Raw genomic sequence first — 20,812 nt, 5'->3', positions numbered from 1 at the left:
TTCCACAAGTCACGGGCCGATAAGTCACGGGTGCCGACGCGACGGTGCCACGGCTCGATGGCCCCGGCACCATCAGGTACCGGGGCCATCGAGCCGTCAGTCGCTCCGCGAGCTCACCCGGCGGCGGGCATCTTGAACAGCGGTGCCACGTCGTAGGTCTTCACATCGCTGACGTTGCCGTCCTTGTCCGAGGTTCCGGCGATGATGCCACCGGAGCACACATTCGGCGTGACCGCCATCGGCTTGGTTCCGCACTGGAAGGTCAGCCCTGCAGCCAGCGGGCTTTCCACCGGTTCGGGCTGCGCATTCAGGCGCTTGACGATGGATTCCCGCGTGATGTCGCCGCTCATTCCCGACAGTGAACGCTGGAACGCCACCAGGGAACGGAACGCGGTAGCACCGTCTTCTTTTCCGTCGGCGCCGTACTTCTGCAGAACCGCGTTGAAAAGCTTACGGTCCGCGGAATCAGGGTTGGTGTCCTCGGTGGTCCGGATGGTTATTCCTTCATATCCACCCGGAATCTGCGCCGCCGATTCGCTGCTCACGCAATTGCTGATGGCGACCTTGTCAATGTCCGCGTTGAGGGTCGTCATCGCCTTGAACGCACCGGTACAGAACGGAATATCGCCGAGAACCTGCACCAGTTTCGCACCACTGTCGATCACGGCCTGTACCTGCGGGGTCATATCGGCCGTGCCCGGCGGCACGGTGACGACTTCCAATTCCACACCGGCGTTACCGAAGACGAGCTTACCCATGCCGGTGATGGGTTGGGTTGCCAGCGGGGCGTCGATCACCAGTATCGCCGCCTTCTGGTAGCCCCGTTCTTTCGCCAATTCGGCCGGCAGACCGACGATGCCACCGACGGTGTTGGTCACCACGTATGAGTTGGGAGCCGTCAGCGACTCCTTGCCACCGCCGTTGACCATGAAATACGGCAGGCCTGCGGGCGAGGTCACCGCGGCGATTGTATCCGGATTTGACGGCGTACCACTCAGAACTGCAACAGCTTTCGAACCAACGGCCTTGTTCGCACACTCCCGTGCATTGGCTGCCTGCAACTCGTCGAAGCACATGGTGAGCTTGATCGGCCTGCCATTGATACCGCCGAGGTTCTCATTGATGTATTTGACGGTCGCCTCGGCCACCTCGGTCTCGTTGGTGTAGGCCGACGACTTATTGCCCGGCGTGTTGAACATGATCTCCACCGGATCACCGGAGGCCGCGTCAGCCTCGCCCAAAACCGACAGGTCGACACCGTCGCCCGAGGTGTCGCCGTCGTCGTCGGAACATCCGGCAACCACCACCGCGAATGCGGTCACGGCGCCTGCGAGGGCAAGGGTCCGTTTCCGCCATGAATTCGTCATTGATTGTACTCCTAAACGGGTAGTCCGGGACGCGCTTAGATGCTTTGCTCACCGTCGTGCTTCGCCCACCGATGACTCATACCCGACGCCCGAGAGGTCGGGACCGTGCATCGGGCATGAGCAATCGCCGCCCGAACGACTGACAATTCAGACCGGCGCGCAGAGCGGATGATGGGGACACGACGCGTCCACGATTGCTGACGGGCTGCAATGCTGAGTGATTTGCTCTCCATGTGAATGCCGTCACATGGATAGTAAGCACTATCAGCCGTCCGGTCAATACGATCCGATACGACGAAACGGACTGTTCAGTCGACGGATTATCCCGTCAGCTGCCAAATACCACGTCCGATGAGTAATCTGACACTGCCGGTATCCGAACACCACGTTCGTGCGGCGAGGTCCCCGTCGTCCCGAATGCGCACACCGGAGATCCCCGAAGGACTCTGACGCCACCGGGCCGAACGCGGGTTGAATCACGCGGGCTCTCGGCCGCGGTCAGGGTGAGGACGGCGCAAGCGACGAGCCTCGAAAGCCCGTAAGAGAACATATTGTCTCACCGGGCATTGAGGCCAAGTGGGAACGGGGAAGGTCACCTGGTGAAGTCCCTCACCAGGTTGTCTACCTCCCTGGTGAACATACCTTTCATGTCCGTGGGGTCGCGAGCGATGTATGCGGTACCTCCGGTGGCGTCGGCGATGAGTTTGAGTGACTCGGCATCCGCATCGTCTGTGACGCCGATCGAGAGAATGCGGACCGGTCGTCCCGGGTTGTGCAGGACCTTGAGCTGCGCGAGCAACTCGTCGCGGGTGATGCTGCTGGCATCCTCGTTCTGCCCGTCGGTTACCAGGCCGATGAGATTGGTGGTCGTCGGGTCGTAGGTCTCGAGCATCTTCTTGTACGCGGCGAGGGTGGTGTCGTAGAGGCCGGTACCGCCGCCCAGGTCGTTCTTCATCGACGAGCGGACCAGCGTCGTGATTCGTTCACGATGGGAAGTGCCGCCGATCTTGTGGTCCATTCGCTGTACCTCGGCGACTTCTTTCCAGTCCTGGCGGGGTCCGCCCTTGTCGATGCCGAAGATCCACATTCCGACTTGGGCGTCGTTGGCGAGCAGTGTCATACCTTCGATGGTCGCGTTGGCAACGAGCGTGGCACGTGTGGAGTTACCCGCAGGTGACCGCATGGAGCCCGAGGTATCCAGGATCTGGAGCATCCGGGTAGGGACCGCGAACGCCTGCCAGATCTGCGATGCTTTCGAGATCTGCTCTGCGTCGTCGAACTTCACGACCTTCACCTCATCGCCGTTGCCGTGGCCATCGGCATCCCGGAAGTTGTTGTCGACCAGCCGGGCGCGTCCACTCTTCGACAGGGCTGCGTCCGCCAGTGCCTGACCCGCTGTGGTCGCACGGTCCCTGTTCGCTACCGACGCGGTGTTGACCAGCGGATAGGTGAGCATCACCGTTCCCGATGCGGGAATCGTGGATGACATCGTCACAGTGGGATTCGCACGCAGGTACTGCAGGTACTGCTGTTCGCTCGTGATCGCGGGCGAATCGGAGGAAGCGGCGATTCTCAGGCGAGCATTGTCATTGTCCAGCCCTTCAGCCACGTTGTGTCGTCGTACTGCCATCTGTGCCATCGACTGAAAGAACTGGCTGTTGTTGAGCTTCCCAGCGGCCACCTCGGCCGCACCACCGATGATCGGGGCCTCACCGGTGGAGGTCTCGATCGGGCTGCCCACCTGCAGATTCGCCAGGTTCATGATGGCGTTCCAGTCCTTGAAGTCTCCGATGCCGGAGCCGACCAGGACGACGGGAGACGTTGCCAGGGATTCGGCCACGATGTCGGTCTTGATCCGCACCTGTTGGGTCACCCGCTGGGCTCGGGTGAGGGAGTCGGCCACCCACAGATCTGCGGACGAATTGCCTGCGCTCAGGTTGGCGGGAACGTCGACATTGGCCAGTTCGGTGATCCGGTAGTCGTAGCAGGAGTTATCCGATGCCGTGTCCGCGATCGGCTTGAGAGCTTTGCCGAAGGCAGCGTCGGTGATCACCGTCACCTTCTCGCGGTTGCCACCGCAACCATCGGCAAGGCTCCGCCACACAAACACCCCGGCGACCAGGATGGCCACGAGTACCAATCCGGTGAGCTTGTGTGCGCCGTTGAGCGTTCCGGCAGTGCCTGCCGATCGTCTCCCACGGCTGCGCGCCTGCATCGACGATTCCCCCTCAGTGAAGTTGCGTTTCCGCAGAGCCGCGTTTACCAGGCGATCGACGGTTTCATGCCACCACCGTCGATGGCCAGTACCTGACCGTTGATATAACCGGACGCGTCGGAGGCCAGCCACACCACGGCATCGGCGATGTCCTCAGGCGTACAGATGCGTCCGAGCGCCGACTGCGCGGCCACCCCGGCCAGCTGCTCCTCGTTGAACAGCGACCGGATGCCTTCGGTGAGAACGAACCCGGGACGCAGCGCGTTGCAGCGAACCCCGTCCGTGCCGCACTGCGCACCGGTGTAGAGCGTGAGGGTTTCGATCGCACCCTTGCACGCGGCGTAGGCCGGTTTGGCGGCGGTCGCGAATTTGGCCGCACCCGAAGACATGTTGATGATCGACCCACCACCGGTCTGCTTCATCAGTGGTACCGCGTGCCGGGCACCCCACACCGCTGCCATGACCGCGAAGTCGAACGTAGCCCGCCATGCGTCGTCGGTTGCGGTGAGGACATCGGTGTCCTCCGGAACGATCCCCGCCGCATTGCTGTGCAGAATATCGAGGCGGCCGAAGGTCTTCGCGGCGTCGTCGATCAGCGTCTTGACACCCGCCTCCGTCGAGATGTCGACGACATGTGTACTCACCCGGTCGCCGTATTCACCGGCGAGCGCTGCCAGCCCGTCGGCGTCGATGTCGCCGGCGACGACCTTGGCACCGGCGCCCAGCAGCGCCCGCACGGAGGCCGCGCCGATGCCGCGGGCGGCTCCGGTGACGACGGCGACCCTGCCCTGCAATTCCTGTGTCATGACTTCTCCTTGTTGATGGTTATTTCTTGTTCGACGCCCGACAGGAAGGCCAGCAGCGCCGATGTCACGGCTTCGGGTTGTTCTTGCTGCGTCCAGTGACTGCAGTCGGGTATCACCACGAGATCCCGTGCACCGGGGGCCACCGACCGCAGCTCATCAAGCGTTTTCGGGACCTCGAAGAACTCGTGGACGTTGTCGTACTCACCGACGACGTACAACGAGGGCTGATCGATGGTGGCTCCGTCCCAGGGCGCCAACAGGCGCCAATTCCTGTCGATGTTGCGATACCAGTTGAGCGGACCACGAAAACCGTTGTCGGTGAACGTCTCCACATATCGGGCGAAATCGTCCGCGGGCAACCAGTCGGGCAGCGCGAACGCACCGTCGGTGATCTCGGCGTCGTCGGTGAGGTCGGTTCCCACCTGCGCCCGGGTACTGGCGCTGACAAACGTTGCCCGCAGTCCCGCATCCACATCGACACCGAGAAACTGCTCGGCCATCCCGGGTTCCTGGAACATCACCATGTAGAAGTAGTCACCACGGTCGCGGCGGTACTGCTCGATCGGCGGTAGCTCGAGCCGTCTGATCGGCAGGAGCGAACTGTTCGGCGGCACGCTCAGACCCACGACCGCGCGCACGAGGTCCGGCCGCAGCAACGCGCTCCCCCACGCAACGGCAGCACCCCAGTCGTGCCCCATGACGATGACCTCGCCGTATCCGAGAACGTCGACCAGGCCGATCACATCACCCACCAGGTCGAAGATCGTGAACTCCTCGATCCGTTCAGGAGCCGCCGAGCGTCCGTAGCCGCGCAGATCCGGTGCAACCACGTGGTATCCGGCTGCGGCCAGGGCGGGAATCTGGTGTCGCCACGAATGCCATGCCTCGGGAAAGCCGTGCAGCAACACCACGAGCGGCCCGTCACCGCATTCGGCGATATGCAGGTCTATCCCGTTGACGACCACCACGCGATGCGAGACGGCGAACTTCGACACTGAATCCTCCTGACTGAGGTGTCCATGGCGAACAGACACATCTCCGTGTTGCCCATCTAACTCCTACTCGACATCTATGTCGAGTACTCGAGATCAAGAATCTCCACAGACAAGCTCCACAGACAAGCTCCACAGACAAGACTGGGCTAGTTGCCGCCGGTGCGCGTGCCAGTAGCGTTGAGCACCAATCACTTCAGCAACGACCATACTGTAATCGATATACATATCGACTTATGCTAGCGTTCCATTCACGAGCGAAGGGAACCACGATGATCGACCACACCAAGGTGGGTTCACCGGCCGCGAACTGGGAACGCACCTGGACCACCCGCGACACCATGCTCTACGCGGTCAGCGTGGGCGCGGGCGCGCACGACCCGACCGACGAACTCCGGTTCACCACCGACAACACCTCGGGCATCACCCAGCAGGTCCTGCCCACGTTCGTCACGGTCATGGCCGCCGGTGAGGCCGCCACGCAGAATCCACTCACCGTTCTCGGCGACATCGCCGTGACGTCCATCGTGCACGGCGGCCAACGCATCACCCTGCACAACGACATACCACCCGCCGGGTCGGTGGTGTCCCGGGGCTCCATCGCCGCCATCTACGACAAGGGCCGGCACGCCGCCATCGTGCTCGCCTCGACCATCACCGACGCCGACGACGGAACGCCGTACGCCGATATCGAGACCACGATGATCCTGACCGGTGAGGGCGGATTCGGCGGAAACCCCGGCCCCAAGGCGAGCTGGTCGGTACCCGACCGCGAACCCGACGAGATCGTCACCGACCACACCCGGCCGGAACAGGCACTCCTGTACCGCCTGAACAGTGACCGCAACCCGCTGCATTCGGATCCCGCGTTCGCCGCCTTCATGGGCCGGACACGGCCGACCCTGCATGGCCTGTGCACGTACGGTTACGCCGGCCGGGCGGTCCTGGCGACCGTCGCCGAATCCGACCCAGGAAGATTCGGCAGCTTCTTCGCCCGCTTCGCGGCTCCGGTCGAGCCCGGGGACGAACTGCACACCCTGATCTGGCGCACCGAGAACGGCGCGCTGTTCCAGACCAAGGTCGGCGACACCGTCGTGCTCGATCACGGCGAATTCCGGTTGCGCTGACCCACCGAGACCAGAGAGAACACACCATGGGAGCACTACAAGACAAGGTATGCGTCATCACCGGGGCCGGACGCGGCATCGGACGCGCACACGCGCTGCTCATGGCAGCCGAGGGCGCCAAGGTCGTGGTGAACGACCTTGGTGCCGCCGCCGACGGCTCCGGCACCGACGCCGGACCGGCCGCCGCAGTGGTCGAGGAGATCCTCAACGCCGGCGGCCAGGCGGTGGCGAACACTTCCGACATCTCCACCTGGCAGGGCGCCGAGGAACTCGTCTCCACAGCGTTGCGCGAGTTCGGGGATCTCCACGTCCTCGTCAACAACGCCGGCTTCCTGCGCGACCGGACAATAGTGAAAATGACTGAACAGGAATGGGATTCGGTCATCGGCGTGCACCTGAAGGGACACTTCGGCCCGTTGCATTTCGCAGCGGCGTACTGGCGCGATCAGATCCGAGCCGGGATCGAGGTACCCCGCTCGGTCATCAACACCACTTCACCCTCGGGCCTGTTCGCCCAGCCCGGCCAGTCCAACTACGCGGCGGCCAAGAGCGCCATCGCCACCCTGACGATGGTCGCCGATTCCGAACTCCGCAGGTACGGCGTCCGAGTCAACGCGATCGCACCGGCGGCGGCCACGCGGATGACCGCAGATCAGGGGCTGTCGGTCGGCGACGACTCCGAGTGGTCGATGTTCGACCCGGCCAACATCTCCCCCATGGTCGCCTACCTCGCCGAACCCGACTGCCCCATCCACGGCCGCATGTTCTTCGTCATGGGCGGCGAGGTCCACCTGTTCCACCCATGGCACATCGTCGACTCGATCCGAACCGAGCAACGCTTCACCGTCGACGAATTACGTTCTTCGGCAGGAAAGTTCGCCGATCGCACCTTCGACTACGGCCACCCGATGGGTGAGGCGATGCGCGGCGAACTCCCCACCTGATCAGCTCAGTGCGTTGCGGACGCGGTTGCGGGCGGCGATGGGCGCGACGGTGCGCCCCGCCGCACGCAGCATCCCCGACCTGAGCACCGCACGGAACCTGTTCGACGGCACGAAGATCTCGTATTTGATCCGGGCGATCAGCCGTTGTCGACGGATAAATGCGCGCATCTCCTGTTCCCAGCCTGTCAGCGCGCGGTCGAGGTCCGACTCGCGCGCGACCCATTCACCGAGCACCGCACCACCGAGCATCGCGCTCGTCGCCCCCATGCCCGAATACAGTGTCAGACACCATGCTGCATCACCCATGAGAATGGTTCGACTCCTTCGCCACTCGGGAATGTCCACGATCCCGGTTGAATCGAAAAGGGAGAATTCGGTGGTGCGCGCCTGCGCCAGGCCGTACTGTACCTCGGGCACGGACACGTCGCCGAATGCTCCCTCAAGCGCAGCGTCTCTGCCGATCCGAAGTTGGGTGTCGATGTCGTCCGTGCGAAAGATGAACAGTCCTGTCGGATTGTGGTCTTCGTAAGGAAACACCCAGAACGCACGACCCGGTTCGGCGAAGACGAGCGCATCCCGATCCGCATAGCCCGGCACCTGGTCGTCGAGTTCGAACGCGCAGATCATCGATTTCCACTGCTGAATACAGGTCTCATGGTCGGCGAAGGCATGTGCGCGGACGGTGGATCGCAGTCCGTCCGCGCCGACTATCAGATCGAATTCTTCCTCCCGCTCGCCACCTGTGGACGTGTCCCGGAGCGTGACGGCCTGCCCGGCCGGCCCGAATGAAATCGCAGCCGGTATCACCCCGAACCGGATATCGTCAATCGTATTGTCGACAGTTTCCCACAATGACGCCTCGATATCGCTGCGCAGCACCCCTACCGGGCGTTTCGGGTCGTCGAGAAATCCCGCGCTTCGGTGGCGACGACCTGCGGCGTCGACTTCCCAGGTCCGGGAATCACGCACCGATCTCGCATCGATCCCGATCGCATCCAGGACGCCCAGCCTGGCGGCGGCATCGATGCCTTCCGGAAATAGCCCGACGAAGTAGCCACCGGTGCGCCGCCGATCCGACCTCTCGATGATCGTGACGTTCCACCCGGCTTTGCGCAGTCCGATCGCCGACGCCATTCCCGCAATACCCAAACCCACAACGAGTGCGTTCTTCTCCATCGACACCCCTTTCGTAACAACGTTCACGACACTGTGTCGTGAAAGTATACGACACAGTGTCGTGAAATTGCGAATTCGCGACGTCGTTTGGCATACTGGCCGGGTGCCACGCATTGCTGCCGCGACTCTTCAGGAGCATCAGGAACACACGAAGCAGGCGATAGTCGATGCCTACAACGCACTGATCGCAGAACGCGACCCACGCCAGGTGTCGCTCGGTGCGGTCGCACAACGAGCCGGGATCGCCCGCACAGCCATCTACAACTACGTCTCGGGAAAGGACGAACTCGCCGCAATTGCCGCCGCTCACGCCGGCGACGAAGTCGCCAAGAAGGTGCACGAAATCGTCCAGAGCGCGGTCCCGACGCCGGAACGACTGTCCGAGATCGTCACGACCCTGCTCGCATCATTCGCCGATGGGCCGACCCGCGTCGCACTGTCGGGCGCACTATCCGGCCCCACCGACCGTACCCACCGCCTATGGAGCGGGCCATACCTGGACGTCTACGACGATTTCGAGACCTTGCTCGCCGTCGGAGCCCGACGGGGCGAGTTCCGCGAGTTCGCCGACACACGCCTCGTCGTCGAGCTTCTGGCCGGACTTATCGGCGCTGCGGCGACCCGCCTCACCAACCCGGACTGCGATGCTTCTACGATCACGGAACAGACGCTGGACATCCTGCTGCCCGCACTGGTGCCGGCCGCACCTATTCCTGAACGCTGATGGCCGCCAGCCATTTCCGGCTGGGCCGACGACGAAGATCGAGCGCTTTGATCCAGACATCGTTCACGGTGTCGGCGAACTGCGGGATGTCCACAGAAGCCTCTTCGTGGATCGGATCGAACATCCAGTTACAGAGGTTGGCGATCGCGAGCACCAGGATCACTGCGGTTGATTCGGGTTCCACCTCCGGGTCGGCGACCCCCCGTGCCTGCCAGCGCCGGATCTGCTCGGCGACCCGGGCGAAGTTCGCCTCTCGGCGCGCTGCGGCGGTGCGATTGAGTTCTTCGTCGATGTGCCCGAGCTGGTACAGCATCGCATAGATCCGCGCGTTCTTCCGGTAGGCGTCGATGTAGCGGATATTGGACGCGCGCAGGGCCTCCACCGGGTCGAGCCCACCGGGTTGTGGGATGTCACCGCGAACGGACCCGTCGACGGCGCCGGCCACCTCATCGCACACGATCCGGAACACGTCGATCTTGGAGGGGAAGTACGTGTAGAAGCTGCCGTGCGCCACCCCGGCCTCACGGGCTATATCACCTACTCCGACACTCAGATAGCCGTCGCGTTCGAAGACCACGCGTGCGGCGTCGATGATCTGCCGTCTGGTCCGTTCACCTCGCGCGGTACCGCGCGAGTTGTGCACTTCCCTGCGGCCGGCGGCGGTGCCGACGGGGGTCCATCCTCCCCGCGTGCGTGGTGCCTCGTCCTCCACTGCTGCCGCCTTGGCCCTTCTCGCAGCCATCACGTTCCTCCTGCACATTGCCCGGCGGGCCCCCTCGACCTTATGCGATCGAGAGGGCCCGCAGTCTGCTACCAGACAACACCATGCGTAGTCGACATGCCAGTCGACATACCGGATGTGACCGGCCGATAAGACGGTCTACGCAGTCCATCCCAGGGCGTCGACCATCTGCCGCTTGTGCCATCGGGGGTCACCGAGGTAGCCGTACAGCGACCGCGATTGCTGTGTGTACAGCGTGATCCCGAAATCCGGATCAACTCCGATACCGCCGTGTACCTTGTGCGCGGCGTCGGCGCAGGTTATGTAAGCCTCTGCGGCAACAGCTTTCGCGCGGTGAGCACCGGCGAATGCATCCTGCCCCGAATCGAGTTGCCACAGTGCCTCATACAGCATCCACCGGGCGGTGTCGAGCGCGTTGATCAGCTCGACGATATGGTCCTGCACGCGCTGGAATCTGCCGATCGGCCCGCCGAACTGTTCCCGGGTCCGACTGTACTCGACGCTCCGGTCGAGCAGAACCTGGCAACCACCCACCGAGTAGGCGGCGGCGATCGCATAGCTGCGAGCGAGCGCGCCGGCGACCGCGGCCCGGTCGGCGGTGAATGTCGCGGTGGCCTGCGCCCCGTTCAGGAGCACCTCATGGTTGTGTGCGAGGAATCCGTCGAGAACCCGGGTCGCCACACCGGCGCCGTCTGCGGGGACCAGCGCGAATTCGACGCCGGTATCGTCGCCCCGCACCGGGACCAGCAGGTCTGTGGCCGAACCTGCGTACGGGACGAACGGGAACTCTCCCGAAATGCCCTGCTCGGTGGCCTCGGCGAACTCCCCCGCACGGGTGAGGCCGGCCCAGGTCGTTCCGGCGGGCACGAGCGCGGGCACGACGGTCCGGGTGCCGTCCGCGATGCCCGCGAGGACCTCGCCGCGCACGGTCCCGGGGTCGGTTGCGGCGATCAACAGCGCCGCAACTGCGCTGGAGGCCAGGAACGGCCCGGGCAGTGGGCCCTTGCCCAGTTCCTCGGCAACGACCGCGGCTTGTAGCGCCGTCGCCCCCGCACCGCCGTCGTCCTCGGGTATGAGGATGCCCGACCATCCCGCATCGGCCATCGCCGCACTCCACGCCGGACGATGTCCGGGCTCGGTACGCTGCTCCTGCACCAGCACGTCGGTGCCGGCCTCGCGCGCGATGAATGACCGCACGGCGGCGGCGAGTTGTTCTTCGTCCTGACTGAGTGCCAGATCCATGTGATCGGTCCGTTCTGTTGTCTCGTCGGTATGCCGCTATTTCCGGCGGCCCAGGCCCAATGCGCGGGCCATGATCACGCGCTGAATATCTATGGTGGCACCGGGCACGATGTCGACGATTCCATTGCGCTGCTGCCGTTCCGCGTCACCGTCGAGCGCACCGAGTTTGGGGTCGCTGGTGAGTGCTTCGGGACCGATGAGATCGAGTACGGCCTTGGTGAGCCACAGCCCGCTCACCTTGCGCATGTACATCGACTGCGGACCGTTGTAGTGCACGGCCTTGTCGTTGACGCTGCGCCAGAAGTTACGGGTACTGATCAGGCGGACCGCTTCGAGCTGGATGTAGATCTCGGCGAGCCCGTCCCGGACGTCCGGATCGTCGATCAGTCTGCGGCCGTCACGGTAGTGGGTGCGGCAGTGTTCGACGAGCGCGTCGACGATCGGGTCGGCAGCGAGATTACCCGAGGCGCCGTGTTCCAGATCCAGGTGAGTGCTCGCAACCTTCCAGCCGTTGTTCTCACCACCGACGAGGCAGTCCGCGGGAACGCGCACATCGTCGAAGTAGACGGCGTTCTTATGGCCTTCTGCGACGTCGGCCAGCACTCGCACCGGCTGAACGGTGATACCCGGCAGTGTCGCATCGACCATGAACCAGCTCAGGTTCTGGTGACGGGGTGCCTCCGGGTCGGTACGCGCGATCATCCAGAACCGGTCGGCGCCGTGGGCGCTGCCCACGAATACCTTCTGCCCCGACAGCACGTAGTGGTCGCCGTCCCGGCGCGCGTTGAGCTTCACGCTCGCCAAGTCCGAACCGGCCTCTGGTTCGGTCAGCAACTGCCAGGTGCGCACCTCGCCGCGGAAGATCGGCGGCAACAACCGCTGTTTCTGCTCGTCGGTTCCCCACACCAGGATGGTCGCGCCGCCCAGCCAGCCGCCGCTGTCATAGTACGGCGGGTTCATCAGGCCCAGCGCGCGAAGTTCCTCACTCAGCACGATCACCGAAGCCAGGTCCAATCCGCCGCCGCCATATTCGGTGGGCGCCGACGGGTACAGCCAGCCTCGCTCGCCCATCAGGCGGCCGAGTTCCCGGCGCGCGAGGTACTGGCGGCGGGCGGCGTCGTCGCCCTTGGGCTCGCCCAGCGCCTCGTCCGGCACGTGTTCGGCCAGCCACCCACGCACCTGCGTGCGGAAGCTCTGTTGCTCCGGCGTATAGCTCATGGCGAAGTCCATGTGGTTCTCCTTTCGGTCGGCAATCCGGCCCACCTCGGACAAGCCGACGAAGATCGTCGCGCCTCGATGCCGGCGGAATATCGCTCCTCGCGCCGACCGACATCCACGGGCCATCGGAATCAACAGTAGCCCAAAGTCGATATCCATGTCGATATTTTGATCGACACGATTATCGACTATCCTCACGGTGATACCCCGAATCTCCATGAGCAACCAAAAGGACTGGTAATACACATGATTGACAGAGACATCGACAGCGTCAGAGCTACGTTGGACGCCGGAACCCATGTCGGAACGATCGAGTTCACCAGCCCGCCGAACAACTATCTCAACGGCGACAGCCTCGCCCGCTCCGTGGCTGCCGCACAGGAACTGCGTGAGGCGGGCGCGCGTGCCATCGTCTTGTGCAGCGAGGGTAAGAACTTCTGCGCCGGAGCAGATTTCAGCAATCTGAGTGGCCGTGGAGATGTGTACGAACTCGGTATCGCGCTGGTCGCTCAGCCGCTGCCGATCATCGCCGCCGTCCAGGGCGCGGCCGTGGGTGGCGGCGTGGGACTGGCGATGAGCGCCGATCTGCGGGTGGCCGGCCCATCGAGCTACTTCTGGGTCAACTTCGCCCGGCTGGGCCTGCACCACGGTTTCGGCCTCACCGAAACCCTGACACGCACCATCGGGGAGTCCGCCACCGTCGACATCCTGTACCGAGGCAACCGCCTGTCCGGCGCCGATGCGCACCGCATCGGACTGTGCACCGAGCTCGTCGACGACGATCGCATCCGGTCCCGGGCCGTCGAGATCGCCGGAGAGATCGCCGCCAATGCCCCGCTCGCGGTACAGAGCATCCGCGCCACCCTGCGCGGTGACCTGCCCGAGAAGATGCGCGCGGCAATGGCCCACGAGCGCGCCAAACAGGAAGAATTGATGGGCACAGCAGATTTCATCGAGGGAACCACCGCACTTCGCGAGCGGCGCACGCCCGGGTTCATCGGCCGCTGACCGCCGCCCGCTCCCCCGCTTGGGGGACGCGGGGCGGCTCGCCCGCAGTGCCGCAATGCAGAACCGCTCGTCACCGAGGATCTGGAAGAAGCCCACTGCGGGGGCTGGGAGAGCTCAGCGACCCCACGGAGTCACCGTTGGCGCTGAAGAACGTCACCCCCGCGGGAGAGGTCACCGCGACGATGACGTCCAGGCTCGACGGCGTACCGGCGTGCCGGAAACCGGGTCAGATCCCGGCCTGTAGAACCTCTCGCAGAAACTCCGTCGAGTCCTGCCGGAAGGCCAGCATTGCCGGATTGTTACGCTTGATCCCGTCGGCCCCGTGATACATCCCGGGAACTACGACCAGATCGCATCGAACACCGTTGGAGCGCAATGATTTCGCATAGGATACGGTTTCGTCGTGGAATAGATCGATTTCCCCGACTCCGGCCCATGCGGGCGCCAGCCCACTCAGATCGGATCGTCGGGCGGGTGCCGCATAGCCCGGCGCGTCGGATCGCCTCGGCGGCCGTCCCAGATACGCGGTCCACGCGTACAGATTGGCCCGATTGTTCCAGACGAATCGTCCGTATCCGGCGGACCGGTCGGAGGTGTCCAACGCGGTTCTGTCGTCGAGCATAGGATAGACCAGCACCTGCCCGCGCAGGGGAATCCCCTCATCGAATGCACGTTGCGCGATCGCGGCGGCAAGCCCGCCACCGGCGCTCGATCCGGCGACCGCGATCCGGTCGGGGTCGATACCCAGCGCGGCGGACTCGGCTCGCATCCAGTACAGGGTCTCCATCACATCATCGACCGCGGCAGGATAGGAATGCTCCGGGGCGAGCCGGTAGTCGGGAGAGACCACCACCACGCCCAGATCGCGGCACCACTGCCCGGATAGTGGAAGCTCGAAACCCGGACTTCCCATGATCATTCCGCCGCCGTGGATGTGCAGAATCGCAGGGGCCGGGCCACTCATCTCGCGCGGCGCCACCACCAGCGCCGGCGGCACGGCAGACGGAACCTCGGCCCGTCGAACCGTGACGCCCGCACCCGCGGACATGGTGACTCCCATCCCAGCCCGGTACAACCGCAGTACACGGGCGCTGACCTGCCCGGTCAGAAACGGCAATAACGGACTTCGTAAGGCGGGCGCGACATCGGCCAGCGCCGGCCGCAGTCTCCGCACCTGTCGCAGGGCTACCCCCGCGATGATCGACGTTGTCAGCACAGCGGCAACTTTCACAGTTCGGCCGGTTCCCCTCATCGTCATGCCCACCTATCGAAGCCTCGTCACGTCACTGGGAAGGCGGGGTAAGCAGTTCCGCCACCTCGTACGGCTTGATGTCGCTGAAGGTGCCGTCCTTGCCCGCGGTCCCGACCAGTACCCCACCGGTGCAGATGTTCGGAGCCACCACAACAGGTTTGGAGCCGCATTGAAACTTCAGACCTGCTGAGATCGGGATCTCCGCAGGCTCGGGCTGAGCGTTCAACCTGTCGATGATGGACTTGCGGGTCACGTCGCCCTGCATGCCCGACAGCGCACGCTGGAACGCCACGAGCGAACGGAAGGCGCTGGCACCGTCCTCTTTACCCTCGGCGCCGTACTTGCTGAGCACCGCCTTGAAGAGTTTGGTGTCGGCGGCGTCGGGGGACAGATCGTCACCGATCTGCACCTTGATGCCTTCGAGGCCGCCGGGCACCTGCTCGGCGACCTTCGTGGTGGCACAGTTGTTCACGGTGAGTACCGGCTGATCGGCACCCAGTGTGCGCATCGCGCGGAACGCGGCCACACAGAATGATTCATCGCCGAGGACCTGGAAGAAACCGGCCCCGCCGTCGAGTGCCGCCTGAATCTGCGGGGTCATGTCGGCAGTGCCCGGAGGAACGGCCACCAGATCCATCTCCACCCCGGCATTGCCGAACGCGAGTGGTCCGAGCGCCTTGATCGAGCCGGTGGCGATCGGTGCGTCGATGGTGATCAACGCCGCCTTCTTGGCCCCGGCCTCCTTCGTCATCGCAGCGGGCAGCCCGACCAGTCCGCCCGGGGTGTTGGACAGAACGTAGGTGTTGGGCAGGGTCATCGACTTGTCCGAGCCTCCGTTCGTGGTGAAGAACGCCAACCCGGCCGGTGAGGTCACGGCCGCGGTCGTATCCGGACTCGACGGCGTACCACCCACCACAGCAACATCTTTCGATCCGACTGCCTTATTGGCGCACTCTCGGGCCTTCGCGGCCTGCAACGCGTCCTCGCAGACGGTGAGAGTGATGGGGTGACCGTTGATGCCACCGAGGTACTCGTTGATGTACTTCACGGTCGCATTGGCAACCTCGGTCTCGTGTGTATACGCGGCGGCCGAGGCACCCGTTGTGGGGAAGGCGATTTCGATCGGTGCCCCGGTGGCCGCATTCACCTCCCCCAGCAGAGACAGGTCGGCCGCGGTATCGCCCGAACTGTCGTCGTCGGCGTCCGAGCATCCGGCCATCACCATGGTCAGTGCCACCGCCGCAGCCGGCAGCGCCTGCCACCTTCGCACACTGCGTGTCATTGCTATTCCTTTCGGACGGCTCTCCGGCCGTCAGCTGATCGCAGACCCCGAATGGGGTCAGCAAGGTTGAGTACTGCCGAATACTTCGACGTCGGTGAGAGTTACACGGTCGGTGAGAGTTACACGAGGGTGCCGGCGTCGACCGGCAACGAGACCCCCGTGATGTAGCGCGACTCATCGGAGGCCAGGAACAGCATCGCGTTGGCGATATCGATCGGCTGTACGTACGGCACCGGAATCGTGTTGATCTGCACCGAGACCATCTCGAACGCCTCACGCGAGGGCTCAGGAAGATCGGGCCGGAACAGCCGGTAGGTCTCGTCGTTGTGGATCATGTGGGTGTCTACCTGTCCGGGATGGACGGCGTTGACCCTGATCCCGTGCGAACCCAGCTCGTAGGCCAGTGATTTCATCAGCCCCACCACACCGTGCTTGGCGGCCACATAGTGGCCGATGTTGGGACCTCCCGACAAGCCCGCACCAGAGCTGGTGAGGATGACCGAGCCGCCCTTGCCCTGGGCAATCATGTGCGGGGCGGCCGCCCGCACCGTATTGAAGACGCCGGTGAGGTTGATGTCGAGCATGTCCTGCCAGGCCTGCGTGGTCAGGACGTCAGCAACGCCAGGAAAGACGGGATCACGGCCGACCAGCCGCCCGATGGTGTAGATGCCGGCGTTGCCGACGATGATGTCGAGTCCGCCGAGTGCTTGCACTCCGTCTGCGGCGATCTTCTCCAGACCGGCCAGATCGCGGACATCACCTTCAGCGGCCACCACAGTGGCACCATGTGCCTCGCACAGGGCGATGGTCTCGTCCAAGTCACCCCGGGTGCTCTGCTCGTACACCAGATTGTCGATCTTTCCGGGTAGATCCACGAGGATCACCGAGGCGCCCTCCTCGGAGAAACGCACCGCCTCGGCACGACCCTGTCCCCGGGCCGCACCGGTGATGAAAGCGACTTTTCCGGCCAGACGATCTCCCATGATTTTCCACCATCTCCCTGTGGTTTGCTGTGGCAACGAATGAGCGAACAGAAGCGATGAGTACATGCAGTCACATTGAGGTTCTCCCCAGGTAGTGGACACCGAGATAGCGGGATCACCGGTCCCACTGGGAGGATGTTCACCTGTCGCGGACGCGTCGGTCGTTCACGACCGAGTACAAAGTCGATGCAGCGCATCGAGTGATCGGTTGAGCTGCAATTGATCCGAATCCGAACGACGGACCGTGGTCGGGACGCCCACGCGACGCTACCCATCCATAATGTGCCCTGCGACACACTCCAGTCAAGCATTTTCGACAAACTTGTCGACTTTGCTACTACAGTAGGAAGCACAACCTCATTGAGCGCTCATAAACGCCGGTGAGAATCGACGACGACAACAAGGAGTCACCTTGACCTCAACAGCGAAATCCGGGCCGGTGGTGCTGATCACCGGCGGTGCGAACGGCATGGGCGAATGCGAGGCAAAGCTGTTCGCCGAGCGCGGCTACACCGTGGTGATCGCCGATCGCGACGGTGAGCGCACCCCGCTGGTCACCGAGGAGATCAAGACGGCCGGCGGATCGGCCGAGGGCGTGGTCATCGACATACGCGACGAGGATGCCTTCTCGTCGCTCATCGCACGCACCGCCCGCGACTACGGCAGTCTCGATGTTCTCGTCAACAACGCGGCCGCGCTCGAATTGTGCGCACTGGACCCGGCGGCAGCCGACGTGACCTCCGAAACCTTTATGGAGACACTGCGTTCGGACCTTCTTCCGGCGTTCCTGGGCTGCAAGTACTCGCTGCCCATCATGGTGGAGCAGGGCAAGGGCAGCATCGTCAACATCGCCTCGGTCACCGGCGAGGCGGGCGAGACCACGCTGACCTCCTACGGCGTCGCCAAGGCCGGCGTCATCCAGCTGACCCGCATGGTGGCAACCCAGTACAGCAAGAAGGGGGTGCGTTGCAACGCGGTGTCACCGGCATTCGTCCTGACCCGCAACAACCTGACCTGGACACCCGAGCGGATGGCCAACATCTACCGACGGGCGATGCTCACTCCCGACGCCGTGCACCCCGAGAAGGTTGCCGAAACCGTGTTCTTCCTCGGCTCCGATGCTGCCGAGTACATCACCGGTGAGACCATCCGCGTCGACGGTGGCCTGATGGCCGGTTCGCCCATCGCCGCGGACTACCGCGACTGGAACGACGGACTCGGACCGCTCGGCGATCCGTATCCCGAGCTCTGAGCTCCCAACTCTCACAAAAGACACCCGCTGTGGAATCTATCCACAGCGGGTGCTCTCGACTATGGCTCCCGCGCTTGCTCAGCGAGGAAGTCAGCAGGTCACCGGAGAATAGCGAGCCCGTCGATGACGTCCACGCGGGGACTCTCCGCACGCACCCGCACCGGATTGAGATCCAGTTCGGCCAGCTCGTCGGAGTGTTGCACCAGCAGTCCGGATACCCGCGCTGCGAGCTCGGCGAATTCGGCGATCGCCTCGGCACCACTGCGCTGCACCGTAGGCCAGCAGCGCAGAGTCCGTAACGCCTGCTCGACCTGATCAGGAGATGCCGGAGCAACCAATGTAGCTGTGTCAGCAAGTAATTCGGTGTCACTACCACCTGCGCCGACCGTGATGAACTGGCCCAGGTGCGGATCGTTGAGACCACCGAGCAGAAGCTCTGCGCCGGGCAGCGACATCCGTTCCACAAGCACGCCATCAGCAGCACGGCCCAGAAGACCAGACGCTCGTGACAGCAGTTCGTCCACCGTCGTGCGCAGTTCGCCATCATCGGCGACACCGAGCGCGAGCACGCCGGCATCCCCCTTATGCGGCAACGCGGCATCCTGAACCTTCAGCGCCAGTGGGTAACCGAGTTCGGCAGCCGCGGCCACCGCGGCATCCGCGTCGGTCACCAACCGCCCCTCCGGCACCGTCATCCCCGCTTCGCCGAGCCACGTCTTCACCGCGGCCTCATGCAGCACACCCGCCGTGGCACGCTCACGCAACGACGCCACCGCGACACCGGAGACACCGGCCCTGAGCTCACGTACCGCTGCTGCGTCGACGGCCTTCCGGGACAGCGCACTCAGTCCGCGGGCCAGCCCCTCCTGACTCATGAAGAACGGAATACCCTCCTGTCCAAAGGCTTCCACGGCACCGTCGGCTACGAGTGTGTACGAATGCACCAGCACCGGCTTACCCGTTGCTCGGGCCACCTCCCCGAAGGTGCGTGCCGTGGCCACCGCGCGGTCCTCGAGCAACAGGGACCCGATGACCACGATCGCATCGACGTCGGGAGACTCGGCGAGGATATGCGCCACCTTCGCCTGAACATCGAGGCCGCCCGCACCGCCGGTGACGTCGACGGGGTTGCGAACACCCGCGTAGTACGGCAGCAGTTCCCGTAGCCTCCCCTGGGTTTCCCCGGACAGTTCCGGCACTTCGATATCGTACTCGCGCAGCACATCCGTGACCCAGGCGCCCGCTCCGCCGGAAACTGTCACGATACCCACGCTCCTGCCGGCGACGGCCCGCGGCCATGCGGACAACGCCGCCGTGACGTCGAGCAGCTCGTCGATATCGGATACCTCGACGATTCCCGCGGCACCGAACAGAGCCCGGTACAGGTGGATAGGACCCGCCAGGTGCCCGGTGTGCGAAACGGTGGCCAACTGTCCCTCCGCCGAGCGGCCCATCTTGGCCGCGACGATGGTCTTGCCTGCCTCGCCTGCACGCAACGCGAGATCGACCAGACGCGGCGCGTCGGTCAGCCCCTCGATGAACAGCACGATCACCTGGGTATCGGCGTCATCGATCAGGTAGTCGACGTAGTCGAGCATGCTGACGTCGATCTCGTTGCCGGTGCTGACGATATACGAGAAGTCGATGCCGCGGGCGAGTCCCTGGTTGAAGATCCCGAAGCCGAATCCGCCGCTGTGCGATACCACGGCGACATTGCCCTTGCGCAGGTCTCCGCGATATCCGATACCCGGCATCATAGTGGGGCTGAACCCGATCGCAACCCGGTCGACGATATTGAAGATCCCCTCGGCATTGGGACCGCATACCCGGACACCGCTGTCGGCGATCGCGTCGTCGAGTTCGGAGGCCACGCGCGCACCCTGCTCGTCGGCCCCTTCGGAGAATCCCGACGAGAGGATGTAGGCGGCGGGGATGCCCCGAGCACCGCAGTCGCGAATCGCCTGCGGTACGAGTTCGGCGCGCACGGCGATCAGCGCCAGATCGGGTGTCGTCGGCACATCCGCGAGCGACCGGTATGCCCGGCATCCACCGACGGATTCGGCAGACGGATGAATCGGATAGATCTCCCCCGTGTAGCCGTGCATTCCCAGCATCCGCAGCGGTATCCCGCTGATGGTGCGCTCATTGGTCGACGCGCCTACGATGGCGATGCTCGCCGGCGCGAGGAAGTCGCCGAGCCAGCCGGACGCGCGGACCCCGTCCGGATTGCCCGGAGATCCCCCGGCCAGTTCATGTTCTGTACCTACCATTGTCATTACATGTCCTCTCGTAAAGCACTTGCTGCGTACGGTGTATTCGGCGAGGCAAGAGCGCCGCCGCCGATCAGGGAATGTCCGCGCACGCGAGCACCACCGCGCAGTCGGCGCGGGGTGTCGCCGAACCTGAATATCTCCCGTCGGGCGGGGTAGTGATATGGCTCTCAGCGTAGCTATAATCGATATCGATGTCGAGTCCGCCGCCG

The 20,812-nt window shown here is 64.2% G+C and carries 17 protein-coding genes; 5 read left to right on the top strand and 12 right to left on the bottom strand.

What is annotated here, in order from left to right; all coding sequences use genetic code 11:
- Positions 1-113 precede the first annotated feature (113 nt).
- The 4 genes from GII31_RS03190 to GII31_RS03175 all read right to left on the bottom strand — a co-directional run bounded on the left by GII31_RS03190 (position 114) and on the right by GII31_RS03175 (position 5,383).
- Positions 114-1,148, bottom strand: coding sequence for an ABC transporter substrate-binding protein (locus GII31_RS03190; protein WP_246222083.1), 1,035 nt, complete (start codon positions 1,146-1,148; stop codon positions 114-116).
- A gap of 811 nt (positions 1,149-1,959) precedes the next feature.
- Positions 1,960-3,582: a substrate-binding domain-containing protein gene (locus GII31_RS03185; protein ID WP_213246746.1), complete on the bottom strand. Its 1,623-nt coding sequence runs from the start codon at positions 3,580-3,582 to the stop codon at positions 1,960-1,962.
- Positions 3,583-3,626: 44 nt separating this feature from the next.
- Positions 3,627-4,388 carry an SDR family NAD(P)-dependent oxidoreductase gene (locus GII31_RS03180; RefSeq protein WP_213246744.1) on the bottom strand — a complete coding sequence of 254 codons (762 nt, stop codon included), beginning with the start codon at positions 4,386-4,388 and terminating at the stop codon, positions 3,627-3,629.
- Positions 4,385-5,383 carry an alpha/beta fold hydrolase gene (locus GII31_RS03175; protein ID WP_246222082.1) on the bottom strand — a complete coding sequence of 333 codons (999 nt, stop codon included), beginning with the start codon at positions 5,381-5,383 and terminating at the stop codon, positions 4,385-4,387. Before GII31_RS03175 ends, GII31_RS03180 begins: the two co-directional genes overlap by 4 nt.
- A gap of 269 nt (positions 5,384-5,652) precedes the next feature.
- On the opposite strand from GII31_RS03175, the gene GII31_RS03170 reads away from it, so the two are divergent.
- Positions 5,653-6,507, top strand: a complete 855-nt coding sequence (locus tag GII31_RS03170) for a MaoC/PaaZ C-terminal domain-containing protein (protein WP_213246742.1) — start codon at positions 5,653-5,655, stop codon at positions 6,505-6,507.
- 26 nt (positions 6,508-6,533) lie between these two features.
- Positions 6,534-7,451: an SDR family oxidoreductase gene (locus GII31_RS03165; protein WP_213246740.1), complete on the top strand. Its 918-nt coding sequence runs from the start codon at positions 6,534-6,536 to the stop codon at positions 7,449-7,451.
- On the opposite strand, the gene GII31_RS03160 is transcribed toward GII31_RS03165, so the two are convergent.
- Positions 7,452-8,627, bottom strand: a complete 1,176-nt coding sequence (locus tag GII31_RS03160) for an FAD-dependent monooxygenase (protein WP_213246738.1) — start codon at positions 8,625-8,627, stop codon at positions 7,452-7,454.
- A 103-nt stretch (positions 8,628-8,730) separates the two neighbouring features.
- On the opposite strand from GII31_RS03160, the gene GII31_RS03155 reads away from it, so the two are divergent.
- Positions 8,731-9,351 (top strand): TetR/AcrR family transcriptional regulator, encoded by a 621-nt coding sequence (locus GII31_RS03155; protein WP_213246736.1) that lies wholly within the window; start codon positions 8,731-8,733, stop codon positions 9,349-9,351.
- Here GII31_RS03155 and GII31_RS03150 read toward each other — a convergent pair.
- From GII31_RS03150 to GII31_RS03140, 3 genes are all read right to left on the bottom strand, one after another.
- Positions 9,335-10,093 (bottom strand): TetR/AcrR family transcriptional regulator, encoded by a 759-nt coding sequence (locus tag GII31_RS03150; protein ID WP_213246734.1) that lies wholly within the window; start codon positions 10,091-10,093, stop codon positions 9,335-9,337. The two genes, GII31_RS03155 and GII31_RS03150, sit on opposite strands and share 17 nt — an antisense overlap.
- A gap of 138 nt (positions 10,094-10,231) precedes the next feature.
- Positions 10,232-11,335 carry an acyl-CoA dehydrogenase family protein gene (locus GII31_RS03145; RefSeq protein ID WP_213246732.1) on the bottom strand — a complete coding sequence of 368 codons (1,104 nt, stop codon included), beginning with the start codon at positions 11,333-11,335 and terminating at the stop codon, positions 10,232-10,234.
- A gap of 36 nt (positions 11,336-11,371) precedes the next feature.
- Positions 11,372-12,565: an acyl-CoA dehydrogenase family protein gene (locus GII31_RS03140; protein ID WP_213246730.1), complete on the bottom strand. Its 1,194-nt coding sequence runs from the start codon at positions 12,563-12,565 to the stop codon at positions 11,372-11,374.
- A gap of 234 nt (positions 12,566-12,799) precedes the next feature.
- Between GII31_RS03140 and GII31_RS03135 the strand changes: the two genes are divergently transcribed.
- Complete coding sequence (locus GII31_RS03135) at positions 12,800-13,561, top strand: enoyl-CoA hydratase/isomerase family protein (RefSeq protein WP_213246728.1); 762 nt, start codon at positions 12,800-12,802, stop codon at positions 13,559-13,561.
- A gap of 226 nt (positions 13,562-13,787) precedes the next feature.
- Here GII31_RS03135 and GII31_RS03130 read toward each other — a convergent pair whose 3' ends face one another.
- From GII31_RS03130 to GII31_RS03120, 3 genes are all read right to left on the bottom strand, one after another.
- Complete coding sequence (locus GII31_RS03130) at positions 13,788-14,609, bottom strand: alpha/beta hydrolase (RefSeq protein ID WP_246222081.1); 822 nt, start codon at positions 14,607-14,609, stop codon at positions 13,788-13,790.
- Positions 14,610-14,844: 235 nt separating this feature from the next.
- The gene (locus GII31_RS03125) at positions 14,845-16,095 is read right to left on the bottom strand and encodes an ABC transporter substrate-binding protein (RefSeq protein ID WP_260840285.1); all 1,251 of its coding nucleotides are present in this window, start codon (positions 16,093-16,095) and stop codon (positions 14,845-14,847) included.
- Positions 16,096-16,214: 119 nt separating this feature from the next.
- Positions 16,215-17,078, bottom strand: coding sequence for a mycofactocin-coupled SDR family oxidoreductase (locus GII31_RS03120; RefSeq protein ID WP_213246724.1), 864 nt, complete (start codon positions 17,076-17,078; stop codon positions 16,215-16,217).
- Between the two features lie 412 nt (positions 17,079-17,490).
- Here GII31_RS03120 and GII31_RS03115 point away from each other — a divergent pair, with 412 nt between their 5' ends.
- Positions 17,491-18,330, top strand: a complete 840-nt coding sequence (locus GII31_RS03115) for an SDR family NAD(P)-dependent oxidoreductase (protein WP_260840284.1) — start codon at positions 17,491-17,493, stop codon at positions 18,328-18,330.
- 98 nt (positions 18,331-18,428) lie between these two features.
- On the opposite strand, the gene GII31_RS03110 is transcribed toward GII31_RS03115, so the two are convergent.
- On the bottom strand, positions 18,429-20,606 hold the full coding sequence (locus tag GII31_RS03110) for an acetate--CoA ligase family protein (protein ID WP_213246720.1): 2,178 nt from the start codon (positions 20,604-20,606) through the stop codon (positions 18,429-18,431).
- Positions 20,607-20,812 lie beyond the last annotated feature (206 nt).

Origin of the sequence: Gordonia pseudamarae (assembly GCF_025273675.1) — a bacterium.
Classification (GTDB): Bacteria; Actinomycetota; Actinomycetes; order Mycobacteriales; family Mycobacteriaceae; genus Gordonia; species Gordonia pseudamarae.
The sequence above is the reverse complement of the archived record's forward strand: the minus strand, read 5'-3'. Positions and strand labels throughout refer to the sequence as shown.